This window comes from Pseudomonas sp. P4_C3, assembly GCF_056402075.1.
Genome location: NZ_JBFUIC010000043.1, coordinates 15,297 through 29,926 on the forward strand (window position 1 = coordinate 15,297; position 14,630 = coordinate 29,926).

Annotated in this window: 16 protein-coding genes; 9 read left to right on the forward strand and 7 right to left on the reverse strand. The window is 60.4% G+C overall.

The window, feature by feature from the left end; genetic code table 11:
- Positions 1-254: 254 nt before the first annotated feature.
- Entirely contained in the window at positions 255-1,061 is an 807-nt protein-coding gene (locus AC1DVH_RS10575) for a TatD family hydrolase (RefSeq protein ID WP_477753751.1), read from the reverse strand.
- A 237-nt stretch (positions 1,062-1,298) separates the two neighbouring features.
- On the opposite strand from AC1DVH_RS10575, the gene AC1DVH_RS10580 reads away from it, so the two are divergent.
- The 3 genes from AC1DVH_RS10580 (at position 1,299) to AC1DVH_RS10590 (ending at position 3,813) form a co-directional block, all read left to right on the forward strand.
- Entirely contained in the window at positions 1,299-2,720 is a 1,422-nt protein-coding gene (locus tag AC1DVH_RS10580) for an MltF family protein (RefSeq protein WP_477753752.1), read from the forward strand.
- Positions 2,721-2,823: 103 nt separating this feature from the next.
- Positions 2,824-3,258, forward strand: coding sequence for a DoxX family protein (locus AC1DVH_RS10585; RefSeq protein ID WP_046042643.1), 435 nt, complete (start codon positions 2,824-2,826; stop codon positions 3,256-3,258).
- Positions 3,259-3,504: 246 nt separating this feature from the next.
- Positions 3,505-3,813: a class I SAM-dependent methyltransferase gene (locus AC1DVH_RS10590; RefSeq protein ID WP_477753753.1), complete on the forward strand. Its 309-nt coding sequence runs from the start codon at positions 3,505-3,507 to the stop codon at positions 3,811-3,813.
- Between the two features lie 3 nt (positions 3,814-3,816).
- Here AC1DVH_RS10590 and greB read toward each other — a convergent pair whose 3' ends face one another.
- The 3 genes from greB to AC1DVH_RS10605 are packed head-to-tail and all read right to left on the reverse strand — an operon-like array spanning position 3,817 to position 7,536.
- Positions 3,817-4,314 carry a transcription elongation factor GreB gene (greB, locus tag AC1DVH_RS10595; RefSeq protein WP_007973570.1) on the reverse strand — a complete coding sequence of 166 codons (498 nt, stop codon included), beginning with the start codon at positions 4,312-4,314 and terminating at the stop codon, positions 3,817-3,819.
- A 34-nt stretch (positions 4,315-4,348) separates the two neighbouring features.
- On the reverse strand, positions 4,349-6,853 hold the full coding sequence (locus AC1DVH_RS10600) for an ABC transporter permease (protein WP_477753754.1): 2,505 nt from the start codon (positions 6,851-6,853) through the stop codon (positions 4,349-4,351).
- Entirely contained in the window at positions 6,853-7,536 is a 684-nt protein-coding gene (locus tag AC1DVH_RS10605) for an ABC transporter ATP-binding protein (RefSeq protein ID WP_223456271.1), read from the reverse strand. The genes AC1DVH_RS10600 and AC1DVH_RS10605 overlap by 1 nt, the downstream gene beginning before the upstream one ends.
- 10 nt (positions 7,537-7,546) lie before the next feature.
- Between AC1DVH_RS10605 and AC1DVH_RS10610 the strand changes: the two genes are divergently transcribed.
- From AC1DVH_RS10610 to AC1DVH_RS10620, 3 genes are all read left to right on the forward strand, one after another.
- Positions 7,547-8,152 carry an arylesterase gene (locus AC1DVH_RS10610; RefSeq protein ID WP_477753755.1) on the forward strand — a complete coding sequence of 202 codons (606 nt, stop codon included), beginning with the start codon at positions 7,547-7,549 and terminating at the stop codon, positions 8,150-8,152.
- 56 nt (positions 8,153-8,208) lie between these two features.
- Positions 8,209-8,502 (forward strand): hypothetical protein, encoded by a 294-nt coding sequence (locus AC1DVH_RS10615; RefSeq protein ID WP_003226812.1) that lies wholly within the window; start codon positions 8,209-8,211, stop codon positions 8,500-8,502.
- A 1,026-nt stretch (positions 8,503-9,528) separates the two neighbouring features.
- Entirely contained in the window at positions 9,529-10,503 is a 975-nt protein-coding gene (locus tag AC1DVH_RS10620) for a L,D-transpeptidase family protein (RefSeq protein WP_477753756.1), read from the forward strand.
- Between the two features lie 122 nt (positions 10,504-10,625).
- Here AC1DVH_RS10620 and oprI read toward each other — a convergent pair whose 3' ends face one another.
- Complete coding sequence (gene oprI / locus AC1DVH_RS10625) at positions 10,626-10,877, reverse strand: outer membrane lipoprotei OprI (protein WP_003199355.1); 252 nt, start codon at positions 10,875-10,877, stop codon at positions 10,626-10,628.
- Between the two features lie 639 nt (positions 10,878-11,516).
- Here oprI and AC1DVH_RS10630 point away from each other — a divergent pair.
- On the forward strand, positions 11,517-11,804 hold the full coding sequence (locus tag AC1DVH_RS10630; RefSeq protein ID WP_007973562.1) for a GNAT family N-acetyltransferase: 288 nt from the start codon (positions 11,517-11,519) through the stop codon (positions 11,802-11,804).
- Positions 11,805-11,889: 85 nt separating this feature from the next.
- Here the strand turns inward: AC1DVH_RS10630 and AC1DVH_RS10635 are convergent, their stop codons facing one another.
- On the reverse strand, positions 11,890-12,966 hold the full coding sequence (locus AC1DVH_RS10635; RefSeq protein WP_477753757.1) for a 3-deoxy-7-phosphoheptulonate synthase: 1,077 nt from the start codon (positions 12,964-12,966) through the stop codon (positions 11,890-11,892).
- Between the two features lie 187 nt (positions 12,967-13,153).
- Positions 13,154-13,597, reverse strand: a complete 444-nt coding sequence (locus tag AC1DVH_RS10640; protein ID WP_477753758.1) for a PilZ domain-containing protein — start codon at positions 13,595-13,597, stop codon at positions 13,154-13,156.
- Here AC1DVH_RS10640 and AC1DVH_RS10645 point away from each other — a divergent pair.
- Positions 13,596-13,982: a thioredoxin family protein gene (locus AC1DVH_RS10645; protein WP_108219647.1), complete on the forward strand. Its 387-nt coding sequence runs from the start codon at positions 13,596-13,598 to the stop codon at positions 13,980-13,982. The genes AC1DVH_RS10640 and AC1DVH_RS10645 overlap by 2 nt on opposite strands.
- The coding region (locus AC1DVH_RS10650; protein WP_477753759.1) for a 2-dehydropantoate 2-reductase at positions 13,979-14,630 on the forward strand (652 nt) is incomplete at its 3' end. The genes AC1DVH_RS10645 and AC1DVH_RS10650, both read left to right, overlap by 4 nt.

Genomic DNA, 14,630 nt, shown 5'->3' on the forward strand with positions numbered 1-14,630 from the left:
AGGAAGAATAGGCCCGGTCCATGCTGGCGGCGAATCAAGGCTGGCTATTGGCTTGATAGGTGTCATGGTCTGGATTGATGTTGCCGGTTCCGGCCTCATCGCGGGCAAGCCCCACATTCGTCCGCATTCTAATGAAAGAACTCGGTCACCTGTGGGAGCGGGCTTGCCCGCGATGAGGACATCACATCCAACATCGGTGTTATCTGAAAGTCCGCTATCGCGGGCAAGCCCGCTCCCACAGGGATTTATGTTAATCAGGAGATCAATGGCAGCCCATAAAACGCCCGCGCACAGGCTGTAGTGTGCGCCGCCAGATCTTCCTGGCTTTCTCCGCGATGCAGCGCCACTTCACGCAATACTTCGGTCAGGTACGCCGGCTCGTTTCGCCCGTTCTTCGGCTTGGGGCGCAGGCTGCGCGGCAGTAGATACGGTGCATCGCTTTCGAGCATCAGGCGTCCGCGCTTGATCTCCTTGACCAGCGGATGCAAATGCGTGCCCCGGCGCTCGTCGCAGATCCAGCCGGTAATGCCGATGTGCAGATCGAGGTCGAGGTAGCTGAACAGCGCCTTCTGCTCCCCAGTGAAGCAATGCACAACGGCGGCCGGCAGTCGGTCGCGGAAGTCGCGCAGGATCTCCAGCAAACGCTGGCTGGCGTCGCGCTCGTGCAGAAAAACCGGCAGCTGCAATTCGACGGCCATGGCCAGATGTTCTTCGAGGACTTTCTCCTGTTGCGGGCGCGGCGAGAAATCACGGTTGAAATCCAGCCCGCATTCACCCACGGCCACCACATTCGGCTCCATGAGCAAGCTGCGCAAACGTCGGGCGCTGTCGGCGTTCCAGTCGCTGGCGCAGTGAGGGTGAATACCGGCGGTGGCGAACAGGCGCTGGGCGCTTTCGTCCAGTTGCTGGCACAGCTCAAGAGCCTGTTCACTGCCCTCGACACTGGTGCCGGTCAGCACCAGTTGGCACACGCCGGCCGCGTAGGCGCGGTCGAGTACGGCCTGGTGTTTGTCGGCAAAACTGGCGTTGGTCAGGTTGACGCCGATATCGATGAGTTGCATGGTGCTACCTCGGCCCAAAGGCCGGAAAGCATATCAGAGCCGTGGATTTATAAGAAAAACCAAGAACTACAACGGGTTAACGCTGTCTCTTGAGCCGCGGACCAGGCTGGGTTGGTAGTTTTGCCATCATTGTGCCAGTCTTTCGCACTTTGCCAGCGCCTTGGGCGCTCTGTTTTTGTCGCCGCGCTTGATGGTTTTCGTCATTGAAGCGGGCCTCATATTCTTTCCGGAGAGTGGATGATTCGTCCCTCGGTTTTGCTACTGCTGTGTTGTTCGCTGCTACTGCCGATGTCGGCGGTCGCGCGTCTGCCCGGGCCGCTGCAAGCCGTACCGGCCAGCAAGGTGCGCGACCTTGCGGAAATTCGCAACAGTCGTGTGCTGCGGGTGTTGGTCAACCAGAGCCGCAACAGTTCCGGCGAAGTCCAGGGGCAGGCGATCGGGGTCGAATACCACCGTCTGAGAGCGTTCGAGCAATACCTCAACGGCCACGCCCGAGACGGTCAGGAAATCACCCTCAAGATCATTCCCAAGGCCAAGGATCAACTGCTCGGCGCATTGCAGCGCGGGGAGGGCGATCTGGTGGCGCCAGGCGAGTTGCTCGATCTGCAAGCGGGTTTCGCCGTCAGCACCAGTGAGCCGATTGCCAGCAACATTGCGCTGGTCCTGGTGGGCATCAAGGGCGAGCGCCGCTACACCCGGCTTGAACAGCTTTCCGGCAAGACCCTGGCGTTACCCGCCGGCAGCGCCGCCGGGGATGCCGTCAGCCAGATCAATCAAAAGCTTGCCCTGCACAAACTGCCACCGGTCAAAATCGAGTGGGTCGATCCGAGCCTTGCCGTCGAGGATGTGCTGGAGATGGTGCAGGGCGGGATCTTCCACCTGACTATCGTCGAGCAGCCGATCGCCGAACGCTGGGGCAAGATCCTGCCCAAACTGCGTTTCGACAAACAGGCACTTGTCAGTGATCCGGGAGAGGAATTCTGGTTCGTGCGCCGTGACGCCTCGATGCTGCGGGCCAGCATCGATCGCTTCCTCACCGTCTACAAGAAACCATCGGATCAGGACGTCGCGTTCCTGCGGATCTATCGTCGTCTCTATCAAGTGCACTATCCACTGGCGAAGACGGACCGGCAGCGTCTGGAAAAACTTCGCCCGGTGCTGCAGAAACACGCCGATGCCCAGGGCATGGACTGGCTGAACCTGGCGGCGCTGGCCTTCAAGRAGTCAGCCCTGCAACCTGCCGCCCGCAGTGGCGATGGCCCCACCGGTCTGATGCAGATCACTCCTGCTGCGGCGCAGCGGGTGGGGGTCAACAATATTCAGGACGTAGACGGCAATGTGCAGGCCGGGGCCAAGTACCTGGCGATGATCCGGCGCAAATTCTTTGCCAGCCCGAAACTCAACGAGCGCGAACGCATGGCCTTCGTGCTGGCGGCCTACAACATCGGGCCGGAGCGGGTTCAGGGCATGCGCGCAGAAGCCCGGCGGCGAGGATTGAATCCCAACCAGTGGTTCTTCCAGGTCGAACGCGTGGCCATGGAGCAAGTGGGTATGGGCCCCGTCAGCTATGTTAATAGCGTGAACAAGTATTACTTGGCATTCGACCGGGAGCGAGAGTCGTTGGAGCCCCAGGGACAAAAGATTGCTTCACGCAAATGATCGGTTAATTTGATTGTAATGGTGGGTTTTTTGCGCTTTTAACATGCAATTAACTGATTAATATAGCGGCCAACCAACACACACTTACAAGGAATGAAACAGCATGAGCACTCTGATCAACAAGGTACTGTCTACCCGCGCTGGCTACGGCCTGACGGTTCTGCGCATCGTGGTCGGCATTATTTCCGCCGCTCACGGCTCGCAGAAACTCTTCGGGGCATTCGGTGGCTATGGTCTGGCTGGAACCGCGCAGTACATGGAAAGCCTGGGACTGACGCCGGGTTACCTGATGGCGACACTGGCGGGCGGCATTGAATTCTTCGCCGGCCTGGCCCTGATCATCGGCTTGCTGGTTCGCCCGGCCGCGCTTGGCCTGGCCTTCCTGTTGCTGGTCGCGATTTTCTCGGTGCACATCAGCAACGGTCTGTTCATGGCCAACAACGGTTATGAATTCGCCCTGGCCTTGCTCGGTGGCAGTATCGCGGTATTGATCGAAGGTGCGGGCAAACTCTCGGCGGACCGTGCCATCGCTGGTTGACCGCTCTGGCTCAACGAAAAGGCCCGCATTGTCGGGCCTTTTTTGTTGAGCGTCATTCTTGACACTGTCCAGTCAGCTTCTCTAGGATGTTGCTCATGCGCCGATTTAAACAGCTACTTGCGGGGCGCCAGGTGACTCATTCAGTTGCCGATAGAAGCCGGAACAGGCTTCGAAATACCGCTAAAGCGCTGGTTCGGTGTTGCCTCTCACCTGCCATGCAGACTTTTGAGGCAGAGACACGACACAATGAATGCACTAAACGCCGTTGTACGTCCCGCGCCGATCACGGCACACCTGACCCAGCGCAATCCAAAAATCCTGCTTGGCGGCAAACATCAGCCGACGCTCTTGCGTTATCTCGATGGCTGGCCACGCCGTACCGGCGGTCCCGCTGCTTTCCTGATCCAGTTTGTCGAAGACGGTGAGTCCCTCGCTCGTTTCGCCGACGACAGTTTCGATCTGGCAGTGATTCAGTCCCCCAGCCTCGAAGAGGCTCCTGAAGTGATCCGGCAACTGACCCGCGTTGCCCGGCAAGGATTGATTACCCGGCGTTAAAGCTCACGGGTAGTCGATCGCCACGATGTAAACGCACTGCTCACCGGTGGGGGTCTGGACCCGGACTTCGGCGTCCAGTGCCTTGCCGATCAGGGCGCGGGCCAACGGCGAATCAATGCTGATCAGGCCCTGTTTGAGGTCCAGTTCATCGGGCCCGACAATGCGGTAGCGCGACTCTTTGCCATCCTCATCTTCGATCGTGACCCAGGCGCCGAAATAGACCTTGTTCGGATCGCTGGGTTTTTCGCTGACGACTTTCAGCGCTTCCAGACGTTTGGTGAGAAACCGCACGCGGCTGTCGATTTCTCGCAGCATCTTTTTGCCGTAGGTGTATTCGGCGTTCTCCGAGCGATCACCCTGGGCCGCGGCTTCGCTGACAGCCTGGGTAACCTGGGGGCGACGTACATGCCACAGCTCATGGAACTCGGCGCGCATCCGCGCTTCACCCTCGGGGGTGATCAGCGCGGTGCCGGCGGTGCGGGGAGGGCGGTAACGGCTCATGACTGCTTCTTGTGGTGAGGATGGCAGGAGTCTATCAACCCTCGCGCAGGACTGTCAGCGGGCTGGCGTTCAATGCCCGACGGGTGCCGAACACCCCGGCACCACCAATGAGCACGGCACCCAGCAGTGGCAGCAACATCAGCAATGGATGCGGATGCCACGGCAGGTCAAAGGCGTAGCGGTAGAGCACCCAACTCACGACTTCCGAACCCAGCGCTGCCAGCAAGCCACTGACGGCGCCCAGCAAACCGAACTCGATGCGCCGCGCCTTGACCAGCAATTGCCGTTCCGCCCCCAGCGCACGCAGCAACGCGCCCTGGCGAATGCGTTCATCCAGCGTCGCTTGCAGGCCGGAGAACAGCACCGCCATCCCCGCCGCCAACACAAACAACAACACGTACTCCACCGCCAGGGTCACCTGGGCGAGAATGCTGCGCAGTTGCTCCAGCAAGGCTTCGACCTGCAGGATCGTCACCGCCGGGAAGGCCCGGGACAGGTCGACGATCTGCTGGTCGTGACCGGGTGCGAGGTAGAAACTGGTCAGGTAAGTCGCCGGCAGATCCTTCAGGGTGCCGGGCTGGAAGATCATGAAGAAGTTCGGCTGGAAGTTGTCCCAGTCGATCTCCCGCAGGCTGGTGACTTTCGCCTCGCGATTGACCCCGCCAACGCTGAAAATCAGGTGGTCGCCGAGCTTGATTTTCAAGCTTTCGGCGACCTTGCCTTCTACCGACACGCCGGGAACATCGTCCGGCGTTTGTTCGTTCCACCAATGGCCGGCCGTGAGTTTGTTACCCGACGGCAGGTCCGCGGCCCAGGTCAGGCTCAGGTCGCGCTGGATCGCCCGATCACCCGCAGATTCTTTGGTGACGATCTGTTGCACCGGCTCGCCGTTGATGCTGATCAATCGCCCCGGCACCACCGGGTACAACGGTGCCGATTGAGCCGACACGGCGATCAGGTGGTTGGTGAAGGCCTGTTTATCTGCGGGCAGGATGTTCAGGGCGAAGTAATTGGGGGCGTTTTTCGGCAACTGGTTCTGCCAGGTATCCAGCAACTCACCACGTAGCAAGGCGATCAGCGCCATTGACAGCAGAATCAGGCCGAACGCCAGGGACTGTCCCGCCGCAGCGAGCGGATGACGCAGCAATTGCCCGAGTCCAAGACGCCAGGGCAAGGATGCACGCGCAAGCATGCGCCGCAGACTCTTCAACAGCAGCAACAACAAACCGCCCAGCACCAGCGCTGCAATCACGCCGCCGCCGAGCAGGGCAAAGGTCAGCACCAGGTCCAGGCTCAGGCGCCACATGATCAGGCCGAGGGCGCCCAGCGCTACACCGTAGACCATCCAGGTGCTGGAAGGGATCGGCAGCATATCCCGACGCAGCACGCGCAATGGCGGTACCCGGCCCAAGGCCGCCAGCGGCGGCAAGGCGAAACCGGCGAGCGCCACCAGTCCGGTGCCGATCCCGGCAACGGCCGGAAACAGTCCGCCCGGAGGCACGTCGGTCGGCAGCAAGTCATGCAGCAGGGCAAACAATCCCAGTTGTGCGAGCCAGCCGAGGAGGGCGCCGCTGATGCTGGCCAGCAGCCCGAGCACAGTGAGTTGCAGGCTGAACAACACCATGGTTTCCCGGCGCGACAGCCCGAGGCAGCGCAGCAATGCACTGGCATCGAATCGGCGGGTGGCGAAGCGGGTTGCCGACAGCGCCACCGCCACGCCGGAGAGCAATACCGCCACCAGGCTGGCCATGTTCAGGTAGCGTTCGGCCTTGCCCAGGGCGCCACCGATCTGTCGATTGCCGTCGCGGGCGTCCTGCAAGCGCTGATTGGCGGCAAGCCCCGGCTTGATCAGTTGCCGGTACGTCTCGAGTGCCTGAGCGTTGCCTCGCCATAATTCGCGATAGCTGACCCGGCTACCGGGTTGCACCACGCCGGTTGCTGCAAGGTCGCCGAGATTGATCAGCACCCGCGGCGTCAGGCTGTAGAAATTGCCGGCGCGATCGGGTTCGTAAGTCAGCACCCGCGCCAGTTTCAGGGTTTTCATGCCGACATCGATGCTATCGCCGATCTTCAGGTCCAGGGCGGTCAGCAGGCGTGCCTCGACCCAGGCTTCACCGGGTTGCGGTCCGCCACCGACTGTTTCCGTGGCGAAGGGGGCGGGCGCGCTTTTCAATTCGCCGCGTAGCGGGTAGGTGTCATCGGCCGCCTTGATGCTGGACAGCTGAATGCCGTTATCGGTGGCGATGACGCTGGAGAACTCCACCACTTGAGCGTGTTCCAGACCCAGTTCGGTGCCGCTTCTTATCTGTTCGGGGCGCGCAGGCGAACTGCCTTCCAGCAGCAGGTCGGCACCGAGGAACTCGGTAGCGCGCAGCATCATGGCGCCGTTCAGGCGCGCGCCAAAGTAACCGATGGCGGTGCTGGCGGCCACGGCCACCAGCAAGGCGAAAAACAACACGCGCAATTCACCGGCGCGGGCATCGCGCAGCAATTGGCGGATGGCGAGGCTGAACAGGCGCAACAGCGGCAGACGTGCCATCAAGGCTCCAGAGGGGCGACCAGCAGGCCGGCTTCAAGACGGATCAGGCGCCGGCAGCGATGGGCCAGGCGTTCATCGTGAGTCACCAGCACCAGGGTCGTGCCGCGTTCCTGGTTGAGCTCGAACAGCAAGTCGCTGATGCGCTCGCCGGTGTGGCTGTCGAGGTTGCCGGTCGGTTCGTCGGCGAACAACACATCGGGCTCGGCGGCAAACGCGCGGGCAATCGCCACGCGTTGTTGCTCGCCTCCGGAGAGCTGGCGCGGCGAGTGAGTCAGGCGTTGGCCCAGCCCGACCCGTTGCAGCAATTGGGTGGCGCGTTCTCGGGCGTCTTTGCGGCCGTCGAGCTCCAGCGGCAACATGACGTTTTCCAGGGCATTGAGGCTGTCGAGCAACTGGAATGACTGGAACACGAAACCCACGTGTTCGGCGCGGATGCGCGCACGCTGGTCTTCATCGAGGTTGCTCAGGCCTTGCCCGGCGAGAGTGACCTCGCCACTGCTCGGCAGGTCGAGGCCGGCGAGCAGGCCCAGCAGTGTGGATTTTCCAGAGCCCGAAGCGCCGACGATGGCCAGGCTGTCGCCCTTGTTCAGTTCCAGGCTGAGTTCGTGCAGGATGGTCAGTTCACCTTCCGCGCTGGGAACCACTTTGCTAAGGTCCTTCGCGATGAGAATGCTTGCGCCCATGGAGAGTCCGATGCGTGTCTGGTTTTTGAGTGCTGGCCTGGCCTTGATGTGCATGGCCCAAAACGCAGCGGCGGGTACAGTCCTGATCGTTGGCGATAGTATCAGCGCCGGTTTCGGGCTGGATACCCGGCTGGGGTGGGTGTCGCTGCTTGAGCAACGGCTCAGGCGCGAAGGTTTCGACGACAAAGTGATCAATGCGTCCATCAGTGGCGACACCAGTGCCGGGGGCCAGGCACGCCTGCCCGCGCTGCTTGTAGAGCATAAACCGCAAGTCGTGATCCTCGAGTTGGGCGGCAATGACGGCCTGCGCGGCTTGCTGCCAACTCAATTGCAACAAAATCTTGCGTCAATGATCGACAGCTCCCGGGCCAGCGGTGCCAAGGTGCTGTTGCTCGGCATGCAACTGCCGCCCAATTACGGTGCCCGCTACACCAAGGCCTTCGCCGAGGTCTACAGCAACCTGGCCGATGAGAAAAAAATCCCGCTGGTGCCGTTTTTCCTCGACGGCGTGGGCGGCCATCCGGACTTGATGCAGGCCGACGGCATACACCCGGCGGCCGGGGCTCAGGACAAGTTGCTGGAAAATGTCTGGCCTACTCTAAAACCACTGTTATGACACTTTTCTAGAAGCAGGCTTTCGGCTAAGGTGGCGCCCCCGATTTGGAGCCCCCGATGCCGCGTCCTGCCTGGTCACTTTTTGCCTACCAACTGATCGAGCCTGACGAACAGCTGGATCTGTTCGCCTGCCAGGAGGTGCGGGTGCATCTGGTGACCCGTCAACTGGAGCTGGGCGGCTCGGCGGACCGCACCTTGTGTGGCAGTCTGTTGCCGGCGCAACCGCGCTGGTCGAGTGTCGATCGCCGGGTGTTTCAGGATCAGCGTCTGTGCTCGTTGTGCCGGGCCATTCTTGAGTCGCAGAAGCGGGGGACTTCGCCGATCTGGCCGGAGTTGCGGTTTGAGCTTTGATTCGTGTTGATTGTGTACATATCCGTTGGTTAGGTAACGGCGGCTTAKGGTTTCGCCCTTACGGCGAGTCCCTTTTGGCAAACGCCCCAAAAGGAACCAAAAGGTCTCGCCCCGAACGTACGGCCCCTCGCTAAGGCTCGGCGTTCCTTCGCTCCGGCATTCATCCGGGGGCATTGCCCTCCGGTCGGCTTCGCTTCGACCTACATGCAATGAGTTCGACTGCGTCGAACGGCGCTGCGCGCCCATCCCCGGATGAACACCTCCACTCAGCCTTCCGAGGGGGCGGGTGGATCAAGATCAAAAGCTGCAGGCGAGCTAACGCTCGGCCTGATGAGTGGTGAAGAGCATTAGGTGCACGTCGATCCATTGTAGGAGCGAGCCTGCTCGCGATGGCGGCCTGCCAGCCGACCTGGTTTCGCGGACGTATCAATCCGTAGGAGCTGCCGAAGGCTGCGATCTTTTGATCTTGCTTGTAAGCAATAAAGCCAAAAGATCGCAGCCTCGTTGCACTCGACAGCTCCTACAGGGAAACACGCACGCATCAGAACCAGGCCGGCCGGTAGGCCGCCTCGGACGCTGTTGCGGTACACGCCCCCTCGTGAGGCCGAGTGGAGGTTCTGCGCAGTGGGCAACCCGGCATGGATGCCGGGTTAGCCGCCGCCGGCCATGGATGGCCGATGGCGGCGGGCCCACGGAGCAGGACCGGAGCGAGGGCATGCCGAGCCTAGGCGAGGCACCGAACGTCAGGGGCAAGAGCCCTTTGGTTACTTTGGGGCTTTTCCAAAGTGACCCGCCGTAAGGGCGGAACCCTAAGTGGCCGTTACCGCAGCAACGGATATGTACACCCACAAAATACTCATCGCCTGACACACAGCCATCGCAAGCAGGCTCACCCCCACACGGAATCGAGGACAATCGCAAAATCTCCTTGCATTACCTGCAATCGGGCCATCTCCCCGAAATAACGGATGGCGGTGTACAATCGCGTTCTTATACCCTCTGTTGATCATGCGAAGGATTTTCCGGATGTTGTCGCGCTTTCCTGCCGTCACCCGCTGCCTGACACTTGCCGCCCTTTTGGTGGCCGGTCCCGTTGCAGCATTGGAGTTTCCCCTGCCACCGCCCGGTGAAGACATCATCGGCCAGGTGCAGGTGATCAAGGCCAAGTACGAAGATACCTTCGCCGACCTTGGTACCGCCTACGATCTGGGCTACACGGAAATGGTCGCGGCCAACCCGGGTGTCGATGCATGGTTGCCAGGCACCGGCACGGAAATCATTCTGCCGACCCGCTTCRTCCTGCCACCGGGCCCGCGTGAAGGCATCGTGATCAACCTGGCCGAGTACCGCCTCTACTACTACCCGAAAGGCAAGAACGTGGTGTACACGTTCCCGCTGGGTATCGGTCGTGAAGGCTGGGGCTCGCCGATTGCCCACACCAGCATCACCGCCAAGACGCCGAACCCGACCTGGACGCCTCCGGCTTCGATCAAGGCCGAGCACGCAGCAGACGGTGATCCGCTGCCCAACGTCGTGCCAGCCGGCCCAGACAACCCGCTGGGGCCGTTCAAGTTCACCCTGGGCACACCGGGCTACCTGATCCACGGTTCGAACAAGAAGTTCGGTATCGGCATGCGCACCAGCCACGGTTGCTTCCGCATGTTCAACAACAACGTGCTGGAAATGGCGGGCATGGTGCCGGTCGGTACGTCGGTGCGGATCATCAACGACCCGTACAAGTTTGGTTTGAGTGGCGGCAAGGTCTATCTGGAGGCGCATACGCCGCTGGACGACAAGGGCAACCCGTCGGTGGTCGACAAGCACACCGCGGTCATCAACGCGATGCTCAAGCGTGAAGACATCACTAACAACCTGCGCATGAACTGGGATGTGGTGCGTGATGTGGTTGCCGCTGAAGACGGCCTGCCGGTGGAGATTGCTGTGCCGGGCAACAACGCCGTACCGATGGTGTCGAGCACTCCGGTCGACCCGATGCAGTAAGCTTGTAAAGAGCCCGTCGGCGCGGACTGCGTCGACGGGTTTTTTATTGCCTGGAGAAACGCCGGGCAATAAAAAAGCCGACCCAAAAAATGGATCGGCTTGATAACAATCCCGAAGGATTATTACTTGCGGCTAGCTTTGTCCAGCATGCGCAGAGCACGCTCGTTAGCTTCGTCAGCAGTCTGTTGTGCTTTTTGAGCAGCAGCCAGAGCTTCATCAGCTTTACGGTAAGCTTCGTCTGCACGAGCCTGGGAGCGAGCAGCTGCGTCTTCAGTAGCGGTCAGACGTGCTTCGGTTTCTTTCGATGCGCTGCTGCAACCGGTAGCCAGAACTGCGGCCAGAGCCAGAGCAGAGAATTTCAGAACGTTGTTCATCGTGTTCCCCTTCAAGGACTTTCTATTAAGTAGCTATCTCCTCCGATTGAGGAAATAGCCGGCGTACATACTACCTATTACTTGTAGTAAGTAAAACTGACGTGACGCAAGAAGCAAAAAAAATTGTAGGCGTTGATTCTTTTTCGAGCAACTTTTAACTGAACTGATTAAAAAACATCCAGCTGCAAGGCCCGTGGCTGAGCCAGCTGGCGAGAAAAAGTTCCTTCGGCATACCGCTCTTTTTCCAGTCTGGCTAGAGCCCGCCTACATGGATTCGTCTACACTTTTGTTCGGCTTTTGCGTAGCGCCTCCCAATATCTTTCTCGATGTTCAGGTGACTTTAACAACGGGCGCTCGTCTTAAGTCTCAACATCCGGCAATGTTCAGGCTATCGACCCGGAGTGATCTTCGGTCGAGCCATTCCTGCGTGATCCGGAGCAGCACCCGCCAACCCGCACGATGACGAGCGCACCTTGAGCATTTCTGCCAATGGTGCCTACTATTTGTAGGTGCTCGGTAGCGCGAGATCGGTGCAGCTCTTCTCGGTGTCCATTCAGGCACGGGGTGGCGTAGATGTTCCTTCGCCGGAAAAACATCGGTAAGGTAGGGGTCGGAATTCCAGACCCGCGAGGAGTAGTGATGAGCGAGGCGTTGTCCATCCACCATGACCAGGCTGGTCATCAGTTCGAGACCAATGTGGACGGTCATCGTGCCTATCTGACCTACATGGATCTGGGGAAGCAGACCCTGGATATCTATCGCACCTTCGTGCCCAACGCATTGCGTGGTCGCGGTATTGCGGCAGCCTTGACCGAGAAGGCGCTGGAGTACGCTGACGAAATGGGTTACACCGTCATTCCATCGTGCTCCTACGTCGAGCGCTACATGGAGCGTCACCAGCGGCATGCGGCCAAGCTGAGTCAGTGACCTTCAACAAAACGAACGCATAAAAAAACGCCGGGCTCAGCCCGGCGTTTTTTTGTGTGCGTTTTTTGTGCAGGCAAACAGGCGATCAGCTGCGATCGCGTTTGGGCAACACATCCTTGAGCTTGGCATGCATGCTGCGCAAGGTGTTTTCGGTCGCGGTCCAGTCGATGCAGGCGTCGGTGATCGACACGCCGTATTGCAGGTCGGCGAGGTCTTTCGGGATCGCCTGGCAGCCCCAGTTCAGGTGGCTTTCAACCATCAGGCCGATGATCGACTTGTTGCCTTCGAGGATCTGGTTGGCGACGTTTTCCATCACCAGCGGTTGCAGGGCCGGATCCTTGTTGGAGTTGGCGTGGCTGCAATCGACCATGATGTTCGGCTTGATCTTCGCCTTGTTCAACGCCTGCTCGCAGAGCGCAACGCTGACCGAATCGTAGTTCGGCTTGCCGTTGCCGCCGCGCAGCACCACGTGACCGTAGGCATTGCCCTTGGTGGTCACGATCGACACGCCACCTTCCTGGTTGATGCCCAGGAAGCGATGCGGGCTGGAAACCGACTGCAGGGCGTTGATCGCCACGGTCAGACCGCCATCGGTGCCGTTCTTGAAGCCGACGGCCGAGGACAGGCCGGACGCCATTTCGCGGTGAGTCTGGGATTCGGTGGTGCGCGCGCCGATGGCCGACCAGCTGATCAGGTCCTGCAAGTATTGCGGGGAGATCGGGTCGAGGGCTTCGGTGGCGGTTGGCAGGCCTTTTTCGGCCAGGTCCAGCAGCAATTGGCGACCGATGTGCAAGCCGTCCTGGATCTTGAACGAGTCGTCCAGGTACGGGTCGTTGATCAAGCCTTTCCAGCCGACGGTGGTACGGGGCTTCTCGAAATACACGCGCATGACCAGATACAGGGTATCGGACACTTCGGCAGCGAGAGCCTTCAGGCGCTYGGCATACTCGTGGGCGGCCTTGATGTCGTGGATCGAGCAAGGCCCGATGACGACGAACAGGCGGTGGTCGGTGCCATCCAGAATGTTGCGAATGACTTCGCGGCCCTTGGTGACAGTGCGCAGTGCGGTGTCGCTCAGGGGAATATCGCGCTTGAGCTGATCGGGAGTGATCAGTGTCTCGTTGGAGGCGACGTTTAGGTCGTTGATCGGTAAATCAGCCATCGTTTACTCGTCAGGTCACGGGTGCCGGCCGCCAGCGAACCCGCGCGGCGGAGCACAGCAAATTAAGCGCGTCGGGGAGCCGAACCTTAGCGCGTTACACCGTGGCTCGACAATGGGCAGACACTGGTTTAGGGGCCATTCTCAGTCAGTTTCCCCAACGTGGCCGGCAAACCCGTCGGGAACGCCCCTAATCCAGCACAGGCAAGGCAAAAGCCTTGCGCACCGATTCGTGAGAAAACTCGTCGGCATGCTCCTGGAGCCATTCGAGGGCCAGGGCCTGGATACCCTGCAAGTCGTCGTGGGCGTCATGCAGGCGGCAGTAGCGTTCGATCTGGCACACCTGCTCGCCCATCCGGGCGCTGAACAGCATTTGTTCGTCGACGAAGGCGATGCCCACCAGATAACCGCGCTTGCGCCGCAGGCACCAGGCGACATAGCCCAGGTAACGCGCGTCCGGATTCACGGTCGGCATGCGAACTTCCAGCGCTGTGCCGTGGCGCCACGCGCGGTGATAATTGCAAGCCATGCCCCCGAGGCTGATAGTGTGCAGTTGTCGTCGCGAAATACATTCAGGTTTCAGCAACGTTAATTCGACGGGCACATCGTCAGGGTGAGGAATAAATCGTCCCATGAACACAGACTCCATGTGTCGGCCATCTGACATTGTTCTCCCAAGTATAGTGGTCGAATTGGAACTGACCGATTTTGACGCCGACCAACGGCTGCTGGCGATGAGCGGTGTATCGCTGGTCATTTTCACCAGTGTCGGCTGCGCCGGTTGCCGGTTTGCCCGCGAGCAATTGCCGACACTCGACCTGGCAGTCGATCGACTGTGCTGGATCGATGCCGGCAACAACGGCGGGGTGGTCGAGCGTTATCAGGTCTTTCACTTGCCGGCGCTGTTTGTCGTTCGCGACGGCGAATTCTTTGGAGCACTGAAATCGCGCCTGACCGACACCGAGCTCAACCGGGCCGTGCGCCAGGCGCTGAGTCGAACAGCAGAGGAGTTGCCATGATGGGGACAGTTGCTAGGCCGACGATCGGCATAATCGGGACCGGCGCAATCGGTGGTTTCTACGGGGTAATGCTGGCGCGTGCCGGTTTTGATGTGCATTTTCTGCTGCGCAGCGAGTTTTCCGCTGTGGCCGAGCACGGGTTGCAAGTCGATAGCGCGCCCCATGGCGCGCTGAAACTGAACCCGGTGCAGGCTTATTCGAACGCTGAAGACATGCCGCCCTGCGACTGGCTGCTGGTGGGCGCGAAAACCACCAGCAACGCCGACCTGGCACCCGCTATCCTGCAAGCGGCGGCACCGAACGCCAAGGTACTGCTGTTGCAAAACGGCCTGGATGTCGAAGACAGCCTGCGCGCGTTGCTCCCCGATTCGCTGCATGTGCTTGGAGGGCTCTGCTACATCTGCGTCCATCGCGAGGCGCCGGGCGTCATCACTCATCAGGCGTTGGGCGCGGTGCACGTTGGTTATCACAGCGGTCCTGCCGATGGGCCGGCACGCACTGCGATTGTCGAGGAAGGTGTCGGCCTGTTCCGCAGCGCCGGTCTCGATTCCCAGGCCATGGCGAATTTGCATCAGGCGCGTTGGCAAAAACTGGTCTGGAATATCCCTTACAACGGTCTCTCGGTGTTGCTGGGAGCGAGCACCACAC